This window comes from Priestia sp. FSL P4-0332 (genome assembly GCF_038005845.1).
Taxonomy (GTDB): domain Bacteria; phylum Bacillota; class Bacilli; order Bacillales; family Bacillaceae_H; genus Priestia.
Genome location: NZ_JBBOUA010000001.1, coordinates 4407722 through 4424387, shown reverse-complemented (window position 1 = coordinate 4424387; position 16666 = coordinate 4407722). Strand labels below are relative to the sequence as shown.

Annotated in this window: 18 protein-coding genes; all 18 read left to right on the top strand. The window is 37.7% G+C overall.

From position 1 onward, the window contains the following. Positions 1-83: 83 nt before the first annotated feature. The gene (locus MKY06_RS23230) at positions 84-1415 is read left to right on the top strand and encodes an NfeD family protein (RefSeq protein WP_057274040.1); all 1332 of its coding nucleotides are present in this window, start codon (positions 84-86) and stop codon (positions 1413-1415) included. Then, positions 1415-2398 carry a flotillin-like protein FloA gene (gene floA / locus MKY06_RS23225; protein ID WP_013059234.1) on the top strand — a complete coding sequence of 328 codons (984 nt, stop codon included), beginning with the start codon at positions 1415-1417 and terminating at the stop codon, positions 2396-2398. The genes MKY06_RS23230 and floA overlap by 1 nt, the downstream gene beginning before the upstream one ends. Before the next feature lie 31 nt (positions 2399-2429). Beyond that, positions 2430-2891 (top strand): hypothetical protein, encoded by a 462-nt coding sequence (locus MKY06_RS23220; protein WP_013059233.1) that lies wholly within the window; start codon positions 2430-2432, stop codon positions 2889-2891. Positions 2892-2950: 59 nt separating this feature from the next. Continuing rightward, positions 2951-3235 carry a sporulation protein YqfC gene (yqfC, locus tag MKY06_RS23215; protein WP_013059232.1) on the top strand — a complete coding sequence of 95 codons (285 nt, stop codon included), beginning with the start codon at positions 2951-2953 and terminating at the stop codon, positions 3233-3235. 16 nt (positions 3236-3251) lie between these two features. Further along, positions 3252-4439, top strand: a complete 1188-nt coding sequence (gene yqfD, locus MKY06_RS23210; protein WP_013059231.1) for a sporulation protein YqfD — start codon at positions 3252-3254, stop codon at positions 4437-4439. A 3-nt stretch (positions 4440-4442) separates the two neighbouring features. Further along, on the top strand, positions 4443-5417 hold the full coding sequence (locus MKY06_RS23205) for a PhoH family protein (RefSeq protein ID WP_013059230.1): 975 nt from the start codon (positions 4443-4445) through the stop codon (positions 5415-5417). 63 nt (positions 5418-5480) lie between these two features. Further along, entirely contained in the window at positions 5481-7589 is a 2109-nt protein-coding gene (locus MKY06_RS23200) for an HD family phosphohydrolase (RefSeq protein ID WP_035335158.1), read from the top strand. Beyond that, the gene (ybeY, locus tag MKY06_RS23195; protein WP_029320165.1) at positions 7586-8056 is read left to right on the top strand and encodes an rRNA maturation RNase YbeY; all 471 of its coding nucleotides are present in this window, start codon (positions 7586-7588) and stop codon (positions 8054-8056) included. The genes MKY06_RS23200 and ybeY overlap by 4 nt, the downstream gene beginning before the upstream one ends. Continuing rightward, a complete protein-coding gene (locus MKY06_RS23190) occupies positions 8040-8411 on the top strand; it encodes a diacylglycerol kinase family protein (RefSeq protein WP_029320167.1) in 372 nt (123 codons plus the stop codon). The genes ybeY and MKY06_RS23190 overlap by 17 nt, the downstream gene beginning before the upstream one ends. Positions 8412-8502: 91 nt before the next feature. Then, the gene (locus tag MKY06_RS23185) at positions 8503-8901 is read left to right on the top strand and encodes a cytidine deaminase (RefSeq protein WP_013059226.1); all 399 of its coding nucleotides are present in this window, start codon (positions 8503-8505) and stop codon (positions 8899-8901) included. Beyond that, entirely contained in the window at positions 8894-9799 is a 906-nt protein-coding gene (gene era, locus MKY06_RS23180; protein WP_013059225.1) for a GTPase Era, read from the top strand. Before MKY06_RS23185 ends, era begins: the two co-directional genes overlap by 8 nt. Before the next feature lie 155 nt (positions 9800-9954). Beyond that, the gene (locus tag MKY06_RS23175; RefSeq protein WP_014458193.1) at positions 9955-10098 is read left to right on the top strand and encodes a YqzL family protein; all 144 of its coding nucleotides are present in this window, start codon (positions 9955-9957) and stop codon (positions 10096-10098) included. A gap of 27 nt (positions 10099-10125) precedes the next feature. Continuing rightward, a complete protein-coding gene (gene recO, locus MKY06_RS23170; protein ID WP_289919374.1) occupies positions 10126-10890 on the top strand; it encodes a DNA repair protein RecO in 765 nt (254 codons plus the stop codon). A 258-nt stretch (positions 10891-11148) separates the two neighbouring features. Then, a complete protein-coding gene (locus MKY06_RS23165) occupies positions 11149-11787 on the top strand; it encodes a helix-turn-helix transcriptional regulator (RefSeq protein ID WP_025750542.1) in 639 nt (212 codons plus the stop codon). Between the two features lie 33 nt (positions 11788-11820). Next, entirely contained in the window at positions 11821-12624 is an 804-nt protein-coding gene (locus MKY06_RS23160; RefSeq protein ID WP_013059222.1) for a pyruvate, water dikinase regulatory protein, read from the top strand. A 311-nt stretch (positions 12625-12935) separates the two neighbouring features. Beyond that, a complete protein-coding gene (locus MKY06_RS23155) occupies positions 12936-13406 on the top strand; it encodes a YaiI/YqxD family protein (RefSeq protein WP_082888776.1) in 471 nt (156 codons plus the stop codon). A 41-nt stretch (positions 13407-13447) separates the two neighbouring features. Then, positions 13448-15256 (top strand): DNA primase, encoded by a 1809-nt coding sequence (gene dnaG, locus MKY06_RS23150; RefSeq protein WP_016765586.1) that lies wholly within the window; start codon positions 13448-13450, stop codon positions 15254-15256. A 65-nt stretch (positions 15257-15321) separates the two neighbouring features. Then, positions 15322-16455 (top strand): RNA polymerase sigma factor RpoD, encoded by a 1134-nt coding sequence (rpoD, locus tag MKY06_RS23145; protein ID WP_013059219.1) that lies wholly within the window; start codon positions 15322-15324, stop codon positions 16453-16455. Positions 16456-16666: the final 211 nt, after the last annotated feature.

Genomic DNA, 16666 nt, shown 5'->3' with positions numbered 1-16666 from the left:
AAAAAATTTGAAACTATTGTTAAAGTTATTCGTATATACAGATACATGCTCATACTATCTATGGAAGGAGGGAAGTGTATTCGGTGAAAACCTTATTTTCTTTCGTGTGCTTTCTTATCTTAGCCACTGGGTTATTCCCCACTATTAGCACCGCTGACGTGAAGCGCGTACACGTTATTCCTGTAAATAAAACGGTAGAAAATGGACTGCTTTCTTTTCTAAACAGATCCATTGAAGATGCGGAAAATGACGGTGCAGATTTGATTATATTGGACATAGATACTCCTGGAGGAGCTGTAGATGCAGCTTCTGAAATAGCTAAAAGTTTAACCTCAACACCTATCCCTACCGCTGCTTTTGTCGATAAAAAAGCATTATCAGCCGGAGCGTATATTGCACTTAACGCGGATCAAATTTATATGACACCCGGTTCTACAATGGGATCGGCAGCAGTGATTGACCAACACGGAAATGCCGCAGGAAAAAAAGCTCAGTCCTACTGGTTATCGGCTATGAAGAGCGCAGCAGAACAAAATAACCGAAACCCTAAATATGCAGAAGCGATGGCAAATACCAAGATGGTAATACCTGAGCTCAACTTAAAAGGAAACGAATTGTTGACGCTCACTCCGAAGCAAGCCGAGCAAGTTGGTTATTCAGAAGGGACTGTAAAAAATTTAGACGATCTCCTAAGCGTACTTGGCTATGAAGATGCTAAACTGACGTATGCAAAAATGAGTGTAAGTGAACAAATTGCTCGTTTTCTTACCCATCCGCTTGTTGTTCCCATTTTATTATCCATTGGTGCTTTAGGAATTGTAATTGAATTGTTTACGCCTTCATTTGGTATTGCGGGCTCTATTGGAATAGCTTCACTTCTTTTATTTTTCTATGGTCATATGGTAGCAGGATTAGCTGGCATGGAAGCGCTCGTTTTATTTATAGCAGGAATTATATTGCTTCTGTTAGAGATTGTAGTACCAGGCGGAGTTTTAGGACTACTAGGACTTGGAGCTATCATTTTAAGTTTTTTTATGTCAACAGATAATAATGTCGAAATGGGAATTTCTCTTGTAATTGCAATAGTGGTGGCACTGGGAGGTGCGTTTGTGATGATGAAATTTTTTAAAAGAAAGCTTACACCTTTCAAAAAAATGGTGCTTAATGATTCACTTAATACTGAATCTGGATACGTGTCGAATCAAAATCGTTATGAATTAATAGGAAAACAAGGTAAAACAACAACACCGCTGCGTCCTTCAGGTACCGTGCTCATCGATGAAGAGTATGTGGATGTAGTCACTGAAGGCGGATATTTAGACAAAGATGTGTTAGTAAATATTATAAAAGTAGAGGGATCAAGGGTTGTGGTGCGGAAGCTTACAGAGCCTTTGAAAAAGGAGGACCTTAATTAATGGAAGTAGGTAGCGTATTGTTTTTTGTAGTTATTGGTCTAGCAATTATTGCTTTAGCTGTTTTTTTCACTTTTGTACCGATTATGCTATGGATTTCAGCATTAGCAGCAGGCGTTCGTATTAGTATTTTCACACTGGTCGGAATGAGACTTCGTCGAGTGATACCATCTCGCGTTGTGAACCCGTTAATTAAAGCAAGTAAAGCAGGTTTAGGTATTACCATTAATCAATTAGAAAGCCACTATTTAGCAGGCGGTAACGTTGACCGCGTGGTAAATGCGTTGATTGCAGCGCACCGAGCAAATATTGAGTTAACATTTGAGCGCGGAGCAGCTATCGACTTAGCGGGCCGTGATGTGCTAGAAGCTGTACAAATGAGCGTTAATCCAAAAGTTATTGAAACACCTTTTATTGCAGGGGTGGCTATGGATGGAATCGAAGTCAAAGCAAAAGCTCGAATTACTGTTCGTGCAAACATTGATCGACTAGTAGGGGGAGCTGGAGAAGAAACGATTATTGCCCGTGTTGGCGAGGGGATTGTTTCTACAATCGGTTCGCAAAAAGATCACAAAAAAGTATTGGAAAATCCCGATATGATTTCTCAAACGGTGTTAGGAAAAGGACTGGATTCAGGAACAGCGTTTGAAATCTTATCCATTGATATTGCTGACATCGATATTGGTAAAAATATTGGGGCAGTTCTTCAAACAGACCAAGCGGAAGCAGATAAAAATATTGCGCAAGCAAAAGCCGAAGAACGTCGTGCTATGGCCGTTGCTCAAGAACAAGAAATGCGTGCAAAAGTAGAAGAAATGCGCGCAAAAGTAGTAGAAGCAGAAGCAGAAGTACCGTTAGCGATGGCAGAAGCACTGCGCTCTGGCAATATTGGCGTCATGGATTATATGAATATTCAAAACTTGACTGCTGATACGGATATGCGTGATTCAATTGGAAAAATGTCTAAAGAAGACGATGAGAAATAATGAATCAGCTTAACAAGGAGGTTTTCTCCTAATGAATATCGTTGAAACGCTTATTAAACTAATTATTAATAATGCTTTCATTTTTGTCATCATTGGAGGGATTATTTTTAACGTTGTGCAGCGTTTTATGGCTCAGTCAAAAGAGGAAGAACAGCAGCGTTCTAAAAGAGCTCCTATGCCTCCTGTAAACAATCCTTCAAGGCGGGAAAGACCTAGATATCGACCTGTCAAAGAAGAGCCGAAAACAGCTCGTATGGAGCCAGAAACTGTTCCTTCAGCAGAAACAAATCCTTTGCAAGAAAAATTGGAAGAGCTAAAAAATCGTTCGTATCATGAACCGTCTATTCAAAAGAAAATCACAGTTGACAAACCAAAAATTACGGGTGAGAAAAACGTTTTCAAGCCCATTTCTCGTAAAGAAGCTGTTCAAGGAGTGATATGGTCCGAAATTCTAGGGCCGCCAAAATCGAAACAACGTAAATATAAACGATAAATAGATGTGATACATTAACCCCCTTTCTCATAAACATGAGATGAAAGGGGGTTCTTTTTATGAGCAAAAAGTGGAGACACCAAATGAAAAGATGGATGACAAAAACAATGGAACTACCCGCTGATGTATTAATGGATCTTCCCCGTATTACGTTAGTTGGACAAATACACATTTATATTGAAAATCATAAAGGTTTATTAGCCTTTTCTGATACTGAAATACGCGTGTTACTAAAACAGGGACAAATGTTAATTCGAGGTGAAGGACTGGTCATTAAAGTAATACTGCCAGAAGAACTGGTTTTAGAAGGTAAAATCAATCAAGTTCTTTATTTAGAACAATAACACAAGGAGGAAAAAAATGAAGAATGGATGGACAAACTTTGTTATTGGTACCGTACGTATTCGAATTGTTGGAAAAGGAATTGAACGTTTTTTAAATAATTGTGTGAGACAACAGATTATGATTTCGAATGTCCATAAAGTTGACGGTCAGCTAGCCACAGCAACGATATTATTGAAAGATGTAAAGAAAATTCGTATACTAATTCGCAACGCAGATTGTAAAATTTATTTTATAAGAGGCAGAGGTTTTCCTTTTTTAACAAAACGAGTGATCAAAAATAGTGGGTTTGCTTTGGGCTTTCTTTCTTTTTTTATTATTCTTGGTTTGCTTTCCAACATGGTGTGGAAAGTGGAAATTAGCGGTGCAGAACCACAAACAGAACATCAAATGACTAAGCAGCTTGCCAAAATAGGTGTAAAAAGAGGGGAGTTTCAATTTCTGTTAGAGAGTCCTGAAAAAATTCAGCGCTATTTAACGGATAATATGAACAATATTACCTGGGTGGGAGTAGAAGTGCGCGGCACTTCTTATCACTTCCAAGTGGTTGAAAAAAATGAGCCCAAGCCTCAGCAAAAAACACCTTACCAACATTTAATTGCTAAAAAGAAAGCCATTATTACGAATTTGTTTGTCGAAAAAGGACAACCTTTAGTCAAGGTTAATGATTTTGTCAATGAAGGCGAGGTCCTAGTTTCCGGTATTATTGGAAACGAAAAAAATAAAAAAGTAGTAGCTGCTAAAGGGAAAGTCTATGGTGAAACATGGTATAAGTCTGAGGTGGAAGTGCCTTTAAAAACTGATTTTCAGGTATTAACGGGTAATGGATATACGAAGCACTATTTAGATTTTCAAGCTTTTAAAATGCCTCTTTGGGCTTTTAACAAAGAAAAATACGGCTCAAAGGTGACAGAAAAAGTGGAGCATCCACTCTATTTTTTAAAATGGAAATTACCTCTGTCGTATGAGAAAGTTGCTGTACGAGAAGAACAGAACTCGCAGCGCGTCTATTCTAAACAAGAGGCGGTGGAAAAAGCTTTGGAAATTGGTCGAAAAAAATTACTATCGACTTTAGGTGAGGATGCTAAAATAAAAGGTGAAAAAGTTTTGCACCAAGAACAGGACAATGGTAAAGTTAGATTATCAATACATTACCAAGTTATAGAAAATATTGCGAACACTCAACCAATTATTCAAGGAGATTGATGAATGTCAGAACAGCTAGTAACAATTAACGTACAACTTGATGATTCAAACGAAGCCATTTCATTATTTGGCGTACAAGATGCGAATTTAAAGCGAATTGAAGAAGAAATGCAGGTCTCTATCATTTCAAGAGGTGAGACTGTTGTAGTCTCCGGAAGTACAGAAAATGTTCAGCTAGTGGAAGAAATGCTTAAAAAGTTACTGAACATTATCCGAAAAAATATTTCCATATCTGAACGAGATGTTGTGTATGCGGTTCAATTAGCTAAGAAAAATTCTCTCGAGTTTTTTGAAGATGTATATGAAGAAGAGATTGGTAAAAATGTAAAAGGTAAGACTATTCGTGTTAAGACATTAGGACAAAGTCAATACATTTCGGCTATTAAGAAAAATGATTTGGTATTTGGAATTGGGCCTGCTGGTACCGGTAAAACGTATTTAGCCGTTGTCATGGCCGTTAATGCTCTTAAAAATGGTCACGTACAGCGTATTATTTTAACACGTCCTGCTGTTGAAGCAGGTGAAAGTCTTGGCTTCTTGCCAGGAGATTTGAAAGAAAAAGTAGATCCGTACTTGCGGCCTCTGTACGATGCATTACATGATGTATTAGGAACAGAACATACGCAACGCCTAATCGAACGCGGAGTTATTGAAATAGCACCCCTTGCTTATATGCGAGGTCGTACACTAGATGATGCGTTTGTTATCTTAGACGAAGCGCAAAACACCACGATGGCGCAAATGAAGATGTTTTTAACACGACTAGGATTTGGGTCTAAAATGGTGATTACAGGAGATATTTCACAAATTGATTTACCAAAAGGAGCTCAGTCTGGTCTAGCGGCTGTCTCGAAAATCCTGACCAATGTTAAAGGTATTTCGTTTGTTCACCTAGAACAGTCAGATGTTGTGCGCCATCCACTTGTGGGACGCATCATTCAAGCGTACGAACAAGCTGACCAAAAGACCCTTTCTTAATAGGGTCTATTTTTTGTAAAAGGGGGTACGTTTGTGTCAACGTTTCGGATAATCAAGCAAACAATGGCACAGATCGAGCGATTACGGTTAATTCAAATTGGGTTATATGCCTTGTTAGGTGTAATGATGTTTGCGTCTATGTATAGCAATGTAAAGCCGCAGGAATTAGATCTCAGATTACTATCTATTTCCCCGCAAACCATTTACTCACCCGTTACCATTGAAGATAAAGAGAGCACAGAGAAAAAACGGGCAGAGGCAGAACAAGCCGTTGAAGATGTGTATACACAAAAAACAGAATACGCACAGAACCAAGTCGATCTTGTTGCATCTATTTTTGATGCGATGATGGAAGTTAATACAGAATATGAAAAAGAAGATCATGAAGATGACAGTATCGATGCTGTATTAAAAACCAAACAAAAAATGCTAGAGGACAAGCTTCCTGAAGACATTCAAAAAAACTTGCCAAAGGATACCATTAAGCAGCTGCTTCAGTCTTCTAACAGTGATTTATCGATTGCGAAAGATGCTGTAGTCACGGCCGTTCATCATGTGATGAAAGATCAAGTGAAGATTAGCGATGTAGAAGAGAAAAAAGATCAAGTAGAAAGTCAGCTTGTTTACACCAATGTCAGCAATTCCCTAAAGGATTCAATGAATGCAATTGCTAAATTCGCTATCATTCCAAATGTGATTTATGATCCACAAAAAACAGCTGAAAACCGTCAAGCAGCTGTGGAAAAAGTGGAGCCTGTCCGAATCAAACAAGGCCAGATTATTGTAGAAGAAAATCAGCTTATTAATCCTGATATATATCGTCAGCTCCAGCTCGCGGGATTGTTGAATAATAAAGGATCTATTCAGCCTTTTGCGGGGTTAGCTTTGCTGATTGTAATGATGATAGCGGGCCTCATTTACTATTTGCGTGAATTTCACACCAAGACATATCAGCCCTTGCTGTTGTATGTATTGGTAGCAACCATTACGATTGGCCTCATGAAAATCTTAAGCTTGTTTCAGCAAATTGATTTATCGGAAATTGGTTTCTTAGCTCCTGTTGCGGTGGGAGGTTTGCTGATTCGAATTTTAATGGATGAACGCATTGCTATTTTATCAAGCATTGTATTTGCTATTTGTGGAAGCATTATTTTTAATGGTGAATTGACAACCTCGTTTAATATGAACATTGGGATCTACTTTTTAATTAGCAATATTGCTGCTATTTTATTTTTAAGCAGGCAGCACAGACGTTCACGGATTTTGCAGGCAGGTCTATTTGTGGCTATGGTAAACGTAATTATCAGCTTTGCTATTATTTTTATTAAAAATGGCCAAATCGGCACTGTAGAGCTTGGCTATTACAGCATGATGTCAATTGCATCTGGTGTTATCGCTTCCGTTTTAACTATAGGTTTGCTTCCGTTTTTTGAAAGTGGATTTGGCATTTTATCTACGATGAAGCTGATTGAATTATCGAGTCCTAATCATCCGCTATTACGCAAAATCTTAACCGAAACACCTGGAACATACCATCACAGCGTAATGGTGGCAAACTTATCTGAAGCGGCGTGCGAAACGATAGGAGCTAACGGTTTATTAGCGAGAGTCGGGGCTTATTACCACGATATTGGTAAAACGAAGCGACCGCAGTATTTTATTGAAAATCAAATGAATATTACTAATCCGCATGATAAACTAAGTCCTAAGACTAGTAAAAATATTATAATCGCACATGCTACAGATGGAGCTACCATTTTGCGAAATCACAAGTTTCCAAAAGAGATTGTAGATATTGCAGAGCAGCATCACGGAACGACTCTGCTTAAGTTTTTCTATCATAAGGCACTTGAACAAACAGAAGAAAAAATTGATGAAAAAGAATATCGCTATCCTGGACCAAAGCCTCAGTCGAAAGAAGCAGCGGTTATTTGCATAGCTGATAGTGTAGAAGCAGCCGTAAGGTCAATGTCCAATCCGACTCCTGAAAAAATTGAGAACTTGGTGCGAAATATTATTAAAGATCGCTTGCAGGATGAGCAGCTTAGCGAGTGTAACGTAACGCTCAAGGAGCTAGAGTTAATTCGCCAAGCACTATGTGAAACTTTAAATGGGATTTTTCATTCCCGAATCGAATATCCAGAGATAAAAAAAGAGAAGGTGAAGGTATGAGTTTAGTTATTGATTTTATTGATGAAACAAACGAAGTAAGTGAAGAACAGCAAAAAGAGCTTGAAAAGCTGCTTGAAGCCGCTGCTATATATGAAAATCTGCAAGAGGATGCAGAAGTGTCCGTTACATTTGTGGATAATGATCGAATTCAAGAAATCAATCATCAATACCGCCATAAAAATCAGCCAACGGATGTAATATCGTTTGCGCTAGAAGAAATGGGCGAAGATGAAATGCAAATTATCGGAGATGAGTTGCCAAGAGTCCTAGGGGACATTGTCATTTCGATTCCAAAAGCTCATGAGCAAGCAGAAGAATACAATCACTCGTTTATGAGGGAGCTAGGATTCTTAACGGTTCACGGTTTCTTGCACTTGCTTGGATATGACCATGAAACATCAGAAGATGAAAAAGAGATGTTTACACGTCAAAAAGATATTTTAGAACAATATGGACTCTCGCGATAAAAAGTGGATAGCTAAAGTTGTCAGTAGCTTTGGTTATGCAATAGAAGGGTTTATCTATGTGTGTAAAACACAGAGAAATATGCAAATTCACGTAGTAGCTTCTTTCATCGTCCTTTTCTTAGGCGCCGTGCTGTCAATTACATCTGGTGAATGGATGGTTGTGCTGCTTCTGATTGCAGGCATGTTCAGCTTGGAGTTAATGAATACAGCAGTTGAAAAAGTTGTCGATTTAGTTTCTCCTGAATATCACATACTAGCAAAACACGCAAAAGATGCAGCCGCAGCCGCGGTGTTGGTCTATGCGTGTTTTGCTGTCCTTATAGGAGGAATTATTTTCTTAAAGTATTTGTTTTAAAAAGGATTCTTTTTGGTTCTTTACACCCCCGTGGTATAATAAAAAAGGACAAGTTAAAAGACATGTAGAAGCGCAAAAGGAGAGCGGATAAATGGATAAGACCGGACTGATTGATGAGGCAAAAAAAGCTCGTGAAATGGCTTATGTACCGTATTCAAAATTTAAAGTTGGTGCAGCTTTATTGACGAAAGATGGAAAGGTTTATCGCGGCTGCAATATTGAAAATGCAGCTTATAGCATGTGCAATTGTGCTGAGCGTACGGCTTTATTTAAAGCCTATTCAGAAGGAGATAAAGAGTATGCAGCACTTGCTGTAGTAGCTGATACTGATCGTCCTGTTTCTCCGTGTGGAGCATGCAGACAAGTAATCTCTGAGCTTTGTCCAAAAGAAATGAAAGTTATATTAACCAATTTAAAAAATGACATACAAGAATTAACTGTGGAAGAATTACTTCCAGGAGCATTTTCATCGGAGGATTTACATGAGTAATAATGAATTTAAGTCAGGTTTTGTTTCAATTATTGGAAGACCAAACGTAGGGAAATCAACTTTTTTGAACCGAGTAATTGGTCAAAAAATTGCGATTATGAGTGACAAACCGCAAACAACTAGAAATAAAATTCAGGGTGTGTACACGGAAGATCAGGCGCAGATTGTGTTTATTGATACACCAGGAATTCATAAACCTAAGCATAAATTAGGCGACTTTATGATGAAGGTAGCGCAAAATACGCTTAAAGAAGTAGATTTAATTTTATTTATGATTAACGCAACAGAAGGCTTAGGTCGAGGCGATGAATTTATTATCGAGCGTTTAAAGGATACAAAAACGCCTGTTTTCCTTGTGATTAATAAAATTGATGAAATTCATCCAGACGAATTGTTTTCAATTATCACGAATTATAAAGACTTATATCCTTTTGCTGAAATTGTGCCAATTTCAGCTTTACAAGGAAATAACGTGGAGCGTTTGCTTGATCAAATTAAGCAGCGATTGCCGGAAGGTCCGCAATATTATCCGGCAGATCAAGTAACAGATCACCCAGAGCGCTTTATTATTACGGAATTAATTCGTGAAAAAGTACTGCATGCAACGAGGGAAGAAATACCTCATTCTATTGCCGTTGTGATGGATTCTATGCAAAGACGAGATAATGGTGCTGTTTACGTGGGCGCTACAATTATCGTCGAAAGAGATTCACAAAAAGGCATCGTAATTGGAAAGCAAGGAAAGATGTTAAAAGAGGTAGGAAGAAAAGCAAGAGCAGACATTGAAGCCCTTTTAGGTTCAAAAGTATTTTTAGAACTATGGGTAAAAGTGCAAAAAGATTGGCGAAACCGAGCGTCGCATCTCCGTGACTTTGGATTTAGAGAAGACGAATATTAATCATTTGAGTTCTTGTTTGCGTCGATTTATATCCCTTCATAAAAGAAGGTAATTTGTAAAAAATTGTGTTACATGATTTTACGTCGGAAGGCTATTCTAAACATAAGGAATTGAAATATGTATCTGATCTTTATGGTTAGAAAGGTGGGAGTTCTATGTTGAATTTTACTTGGAACATTTTTTCACAAACAGGTAGCATTGATACTTATCTCATTTTTAAGGAACTTGAAAATGAAGTGAAAGAAAGACCCGAAACATATGAGGACAACAGCGAAAGTCTCAATTCTCCCTTGTCTTAGCCTTCTGTAAGATGGCGGTGATGATGATTGTTTAAAAAGTGTGAAGGAATTGTCATTCGAACGAATGATTACGGTGAATCAAATAAAATTGTCACCATTTATTCACGTGAACTCGGAAAAGTGGGTCTCATGGCAAGAGGGGCAAAAAAGCCCAGTAGTCGCTTAGCTTCCGTCACACAATTATTTACGTATGGATACTTTTTTATACAAACAGGTTCAGGAATGGGTACTCTCCATCAAGGAGAAGTTATCTCATCTATGAGAAGCATACGCGAAGATATCTTCACAACAGCGTATGCTTCTTATATTCTTGAATTAACAGATAAAGCTACTGAGAACAATAAACCAAATCCATTTCTATTTGAACTGCTGCACCAAACCATTCATTATATGAACGAAGAGTATGATGCAGAGATCTTAACATTTATTTATGAAATGAAAATGTTAAACGTACTAGGTCTTCATCCTACATTAAATGAATGCGCAGTCTGCCACCAAGGTGAAGGAACATTTCATTTTTCCATTCGAGAAGGCGGGTTTATTTGTCATCGATGCTTAGAAAAAGATCCTTATCATTTGAAAATTAGTCCGATGACGGTTAAACTATTAAGGCTATTTTATTACATTGATTTAAAGCGATTAGGTTCTATTTCTGTTAAGCCCGAAACAAAAAAACAATTAAAGTTCGTAATTGATCAATATTACGAAGAATATTCAGGATTGTTTTTAAAAACAAAGCGGTTTTTGAATCAGATGGAGTCTTTAAAACAATCGCTGTCTGATGAGAAATAGAAAAGATAATCAGTGATATGCAAGGAATTGCTGTCGCTAGGGTGCCTCGTAGTGTGTAGGGGACACCCTTTTTACTGTGGAGCGAAGGGGTAGCTTCGCTTATTGTAAGCGTAATGCCTGCTTTTTTTGAGAAGCCGTGGTAAAATAAACGGCATTCTAAAAAGATAAAATGCTAAAATTAATAAGTTATAGCTTTTACTTTTGCTTAAAAAGTATATAATGTTTTATAAATAGTATGTCACATTTAATGATTAGGTGGTGAGTACAATCGAACTGAACAAACGACAAGAACAAATTTTGCAAATTGTCAAAGACGAAGGCCCTATTACAGGCGAGCATATTGCAGATCAGCTTAGCCTTACGCGGGCAACACTAAGACCGGACTTGGCTATTTTAACAATGGCTGGTTATTTAGAAGCGCGACCGCGCGTAGGTTACTTTTACACAGGTAAAACAGGAGCACAGCTTCTTACAGATAAAATAAAAAAAATACAGGTGCAAGAATATCAGTCTATCCCGGTGGTTGTGAACGAAAATGTGTCGGTATATGATGCTATTTGTACAATGTTTCTAGAAGACGTGGGGACCCTTTTTGTAGTGGATGAGAAATCCCAGCTAGTGGGGGTACTGTCGCGTAAAGATTTATTGCGCGCGAGTATCGGAAAGCAAGAGCTCACATCTATTCCTGTTCATATTATCATGACGAGAATGCCCAACATTACATATTGCTATCGCGAAGATTTGTTAATTGATATTGCTAAGATCTTAATTGAAAAACAGATTGATGCTATGCCCGTTATTAAAGAGGGAGACGGCAATTTTGAAGTGGTGGGACGCATTACCAAAACAAATATTACAAAATTACTAGTAGCATTAGCAAATGATGAAGTATTATAAGTGAAAAAGGATTAAAAAGGGGATGCACAAAATATGAACAACCCATGTCTTTATGTCATTTCGGATTCTGTAGGTGAGACAGCTGAACTAGTTGTAAAGGCTGCATCAAGTCAGTTCAATATGACAGACTTTGTAATTAAAAGAGTACCTTACGTAGAGGACATCGCAACACTTTCAGAAGTGGTTTCAGTAGCGAAGATGAACAACGCTATTATTGGCTTTACGCTAGTAAAGCCCGAAATGAGAGAATTTTTAATTCAAGAAGCGTCCAAGAACGGGGTAGAGGTATTTGATATTATTGGACCTTTAATTGATAAAATTCAATCTTCTTATCAACTTTCTCCTCGCTATGAGCCTGGAATGGCTAGAAAATTAGACGAAGATTATTTTAAGAAAGTAGAAGCGATTGAATTTGCAGTGAAATATGATGATGGGCGTGACCCGAGAGGCATTCTTAGAGCGGATATTGTATTAATCGGTGTATCAAGAACATCTAAAACACCTCTTTCTCAATTTTTAGCACACAAGCGTTTGAAAGTAGCCAATGTTCCGATTGTACCTGAGGTAGATCCACCAGAAGAGCTGTTTCACGTATCACCTGAGAAGTGTATAGGACTTACTATTAGTCCTGAAAAGTTAAACGATATTCGTAAAGAGCGTTTAAAGTCTCTTGGGCTAAACGATAAAGCAATTTATGCTAATATTGGCCGTATTAAAGAAGAACTTGAATTTTTCCAAGGGATTGTAGATAAGATTGGCTGTGAAGTGGTGGACGTATCCAACAGAGCCGTAGAAGAAACAGCTGGTATCATTCTCAATACCATCAAAAAGAAATAAACGATGGATCTCCTCTGTGCGTGACATAAAGGAGATTGCTTTCTTATGTTTGTATGCTGTAAGCCTAAGAAAATATCCCAAAGATGAATATGACAGAACTTTTAAAAACAAGTGACTTTGGTATAGAAAATATAGGTTGTTTATATTATAATAAAAAATTGTGATAAAAAAGAATAGTTTTAGGTTTAGACTTTGTTAAGAACGAATAAACTATTTATATAAAAGTCAAGTCAAAATCGAAAAAAGTATTCGACAAATGCCATCTACAGGAAATAACAAATTGTTAGAAGGAATCTCTGGAGGGATGTAGAATACAGAGTTATAGCAAAAGAAAAAGTAAAGTTTTTGTCGATGCTGATGCATGCCCTGTTAAAGCAGAAATCGTTGAACTTACACATACATATGACATCGATCTTGTGTTTGTTGCTTCCTATGCTCACATGCAAACAAATCCTACACCAGGAAAATGGGTCTATGTGGATGCAGAAAAGGAAGCCGCAGATTTAAATATTTTAAATCACGCAGTCAAGCAGGATATTGTCGTAACTCAAGATACTGGCTTAGCAAGCATGTTAGTAAGTCGAGGGGTTTACGCACTGTCTCCTCGTGGAAAGTACTATAATGACGACGAAATGAATACGGTGCTTTTCTTTCGTTATGTTTCTGCAAAAGAGCGACGGTCAGTCCGGCATACTAAAGGCCCAAAGGCATTTAGTGAAGAAGATCGCCAGCATTTCATTCAAGCTTTTGAAAAAATGTTGTCGAAACTTGCAGGAATTTAGCACTTAGTGAAGAATATTATATGAAATACGGAGCTGTTACTATGGCAAATCGAATTCCTGATGAAGTAATCGACCGTATTCGGCATTCAGTAGATATTGTCGACGTCATAAGCGATTATGTACAACTAAAAAAACAAGGGCGCAATTATTTTGGACTCTGTCCGTTTCATGGGGAAAGCACACCGTCTTTTTCAGTATCGCCTGATAAACAAATTTATCATTGCTTTGGATGCGGTGCAGGAGGGAATTCATTTTCATTCATAATGGAATTAGAAGGACTGTCCTTCACGGAAGCAGCTCAGCAGCTTGCTGAAAAAGGAGATATTCCTTTCGAACATGAGATACATCCTCATGAAGAAGATAATCAAAAGCCTAGCAATAAAATGATTGAAGCACACGAGCTTTTAAAGAAATTTTACCATCATTTATTGGTAAATACAAAAGAAGGCCAAGATGCTTATGATTATTTAATAAATCGAGGGTTTTCACGAGAAATTATCGATGAATTTGAGATAGGTTTTGCTTTAGATTCGTGGGAATTTGTAAGTAAGTTCTTAACAAAACGTGGGTTTAATCCGCAAGAGATGGAACATGCAGGTTTAATCATTAAACGCAACCAAGATGAAACGTACTTTGATCGTTTTCGTGATCGAATTATGTTTCCTATTGCTGACTTGCAAGGCAAAACAATTGCATTTTCAGGGCGTCTACTAAAAGAGATAAAAGGGCAGCCTAAATATTTAAACAGTCCCGAAACTTCTATTTTTAACAAAAGTCGCACACTCTACAACTTTCACCGCGCTAAAAAACATATACGCAAAAATCAGCAGGTTATTTTATTTGAAGGATTTGCAGATGTTATTTCGGCTGTTAAAGCGGGGTGCCCGAACGCAATTGCAACAATGGGAACTGCCTTAACAGAAGAACAAGCCAAGATTATTCGCCGAAATGTAGAGTCCGTTATCATTTGCTATGATGCAGATTCTGCTGGAATTGAAGCAGCGCACAAAGCAACTGCTATCTTAACAAATGTGGGTTGTACCGTTAAGATTGCTGTGATGCCGGATGGTTATGACCCGGATGATTATATTAAAGAATACGGGGCAGAGAAGTTTCAAAATGATGTTATTAATAGCAGCTTGACCTTTATGGCATTTCAAATGAGGTATCTCCGCCGAAAACGAAATCTACAAAATGAATCTGAACGTATGCAATACATTGAAGACGTTTTGAAAGAAATAAGCCTCCTTACGAAAGCTGTAGAGCGAGATCATTATTTACGCCAATTGGCACAAGAGTTTTCCATTTCATTAGATGCGCTTAAAGAACAGCAGTATCAAGTGTATCGAACTGAAAAAAAGAAAAAGGATAATGATTCTCCAAATCGAAATAATATAAATAGACAACCAGTCGTAAAGAGAAGCTTATTACCGGCTTATCAAAATGCAGAACGTTTTTTGATCGCTCATATGTTGAAAGATAAGGATGTAGCATTTAGAATTCAAGACCGACTTCAAGGTCAGTTCAATGTCGAGGAACATCGTGCGCTTGTTCTATATTTGTATGCTTATTACGAGGAAGGACACGAGCCTAATCCGAGCGGATTTATCGAACGGTTGCCCGAGTCTTCGTTGTCTAGTCTAGCTTCAGAATTGGCGATGATGTCAATCAATGATGAATTGTCGGAGCAAGCTTTGAATGATTATATCCAAACGATATTGATTTACCCACAAAGGGTAGCGATAGAAAAAAAAGAAGCAGAAAAGCAAGAAGCAGAGCGTCAAAAAGATTATTTAAAAGCTGCGACAATAGCAATGGAAATTTTACAGTTAAAAAAAACGTTAAAATAAACGATATTGCGTATTAGTCCCACTTTTAGAAGGTTTTCCTTAAAATTTTGGAAGGAGGGGATCTGATGGCTGAAAAATCAGCTCAATCAAAACAACTTGATTCAGATTTAACAATTGAACAAGTAAAAGATCAATTGACCGAAATCGGAAAAAAACGTGGTGTGCTCACATACGAAGAAATTGCAGAGCGTATGGCGAACTTCGAAATTGAATCCGATCAAATGGATGAATATTATGAATACCTTGGAGAACAAGGTGTTGAAGTAATGAGTGAATCTGAAGCAAATGATGACGATGCCGATCCCGATATTCAAGAACTGTCAAAAGAAGAAGAGTTTGATTTAAATGATTTAAGTGTACCTCCTGGTGTGAAAATTAATGATCCAGTTCGTATGTACTTAAAAGAAATCGGACGCGTTGACTTATTGTCAGCAGAGGAAGAAATCAATTTAGCAAAACGTATTGAAGAAGGCGATGAAGAAGCGAAACGTCGTCTTGCTGAAGCAAACTTACGTCTTGTTGTAAGTATCGCTAAACGCTATGTCGGGCGCGGTATGCTGTTTCTTGATTTAATTCAAGAAGGAAACATGGGTCTTATTAAAGCGGTAGAAAAATTTGATTATCGCAAAGGTTATAAATTCAGTACGTATGCGACATGGTGGATTCGTCAAGCTATTACTCGTGCAATTGCTGACCAAGCAAGAACGATTCGTATTCCCGTTCATATGGTTGAAACGATTAACAAGCTAATTCGTGTTCAACGTCAGCTTCTACAAGATTTAGGTCGCGAACCATCTCCTGAAGAAATTGCAGAAGATATGGACTTAACACCAGAAAAAGTTCGTGAAATCTTAAAAATTGCTCAAGAGCCGGTTTCCCTTGAAACACCAATTGGTGAGGAAGATGATTCACATTTAGGTGACTTCATTGAAGACCAGGATGCAACATCACCTTCTGAACATGCTGCATATGAATTATTAAAAGAGCAGTTAGAAGACGTCCTTGATACGTTAACAGATCGCGAAGAAAATGTTCTTAGACTCCGCTTTGGTCTGGACGATGGACGTACGCGTACGCTTGAAGAAGTAGGGAAAGTATTTGGCGTAACGCGTGAGCGTATTCGTCAAATTGAAGCTAAAGCGCTTCGTAAGCTTCGTCACCCTAGCCGAAGCAAACGTTTAAAAGATTTCTTAGAATAGATAAAAGCGTAAATAACGCTTATGAGATAGCTTCTTTCCTAGAGGAAAGGGGCTATCTATTTTTTATGGAATAAATTTCATAAAAACGCATTTTGAAGAAGTATATTGATTTTTTTACCAACTTTTCTTCTTTCATATATTTTACTGAATTGTCCTTCGTTTTGCAAATGCTCCTTTATATTCTTTTGTTACAGAGCATAAGCTGTTCAAA

Bases quoted from the DNA above. Each gene is read 5' to 3' on its own strand.
- MKY06_RS23185 (WP_013059226.1), top strand. From the start codon at position 8,503: ATGGATAAGACCGGACTGATTGATGAGGCAAAAAAAGCTCGTGAAATG.
- dnaG (WP_016765586.1), top strand. From the start codon at position 13,448: ATGGCAAATCGAATTCCTGATGAAGTAATCGACCGTATTCGGCATTCA.
- MKY06_RS23200 (WP_035335158.1), top strand. From the start codon at position 5,481: ATGGCACAGATCGAGCGATTACGGTTAATTCAAATTGGGTTATATGCC.
- ybeY (WP_029320165.1), top strand. From the start codon at position 7,586: ATGAGTTTAGTTATTGATTTTATTGATGAAACAAACGAAGTAAGTGAA.
- yqfD (WP_013059231.1), top strand. From the start codon at position 3,252: ATGAAGAATGGATGGACAAACTTTGTTATTGGTACCGTACGTATTCGA.
- MKY06_RS23175 (WP_014458193.1), top strand. From the start codon at position 9,955: ATGTTGAATTTTACTTGGAACATTTTTTCACAAACAGGTAGCATTGAT.
- MKY06_RS23190 (WP_029320167.1), top strand. From the start codon at position 8,040: ATGGACTCTCGCGATAAAAAGTGGATAGCTAAAGTTGTCAGTAGCTTT.
- floA (WP_013059234.1), top strand. From the start codon at position 1,415: ATGGAAGTAGGTAGCGTATTGTTTTTTGTAGTTATTGGTCTAGCAATT.
- MKY06_RS23220 (WP_013059233.1), top strand. From the start codon at position 2,430: ATGAATATCGTTGAAACGCTTATTAAACTAATTATTAATAATGCTTTC.
- era (WP_013059225.1), top strand. From the start codon at position 8,894: ATGAGTAATAATGAATTTAAGTCAGGTTTTGTTTCAATTATTGGAAGA.
- MKY06_RS23160 (WP_013059222.1), top strand. From the start codon at position 11,821: ATGAACAACCCATGTCTTTATGTCATTTCGGATTCTGTAGGTGAGACA.
- yqfC (WP_013059232.1), top strand. From the start codon at position 2,951: ATGAGCAAAAAGTGGAGACACCAAATGAAAAGATGGATGACAAAAACA.
- MKY06_RS23205 (WP_013059230.1), top strand. From the start codon at position 4,443: ATGTCAGAACAGCTAGTAACAATTAACGTACAACTTGATGATTCAAAC.
- rpoD (WP_013059219.1), top strand. From the start codon at position 15,322: ATGGCTGAAAAATCAGCTCAATCAAAACAACTTGATTCAGATTTAACA.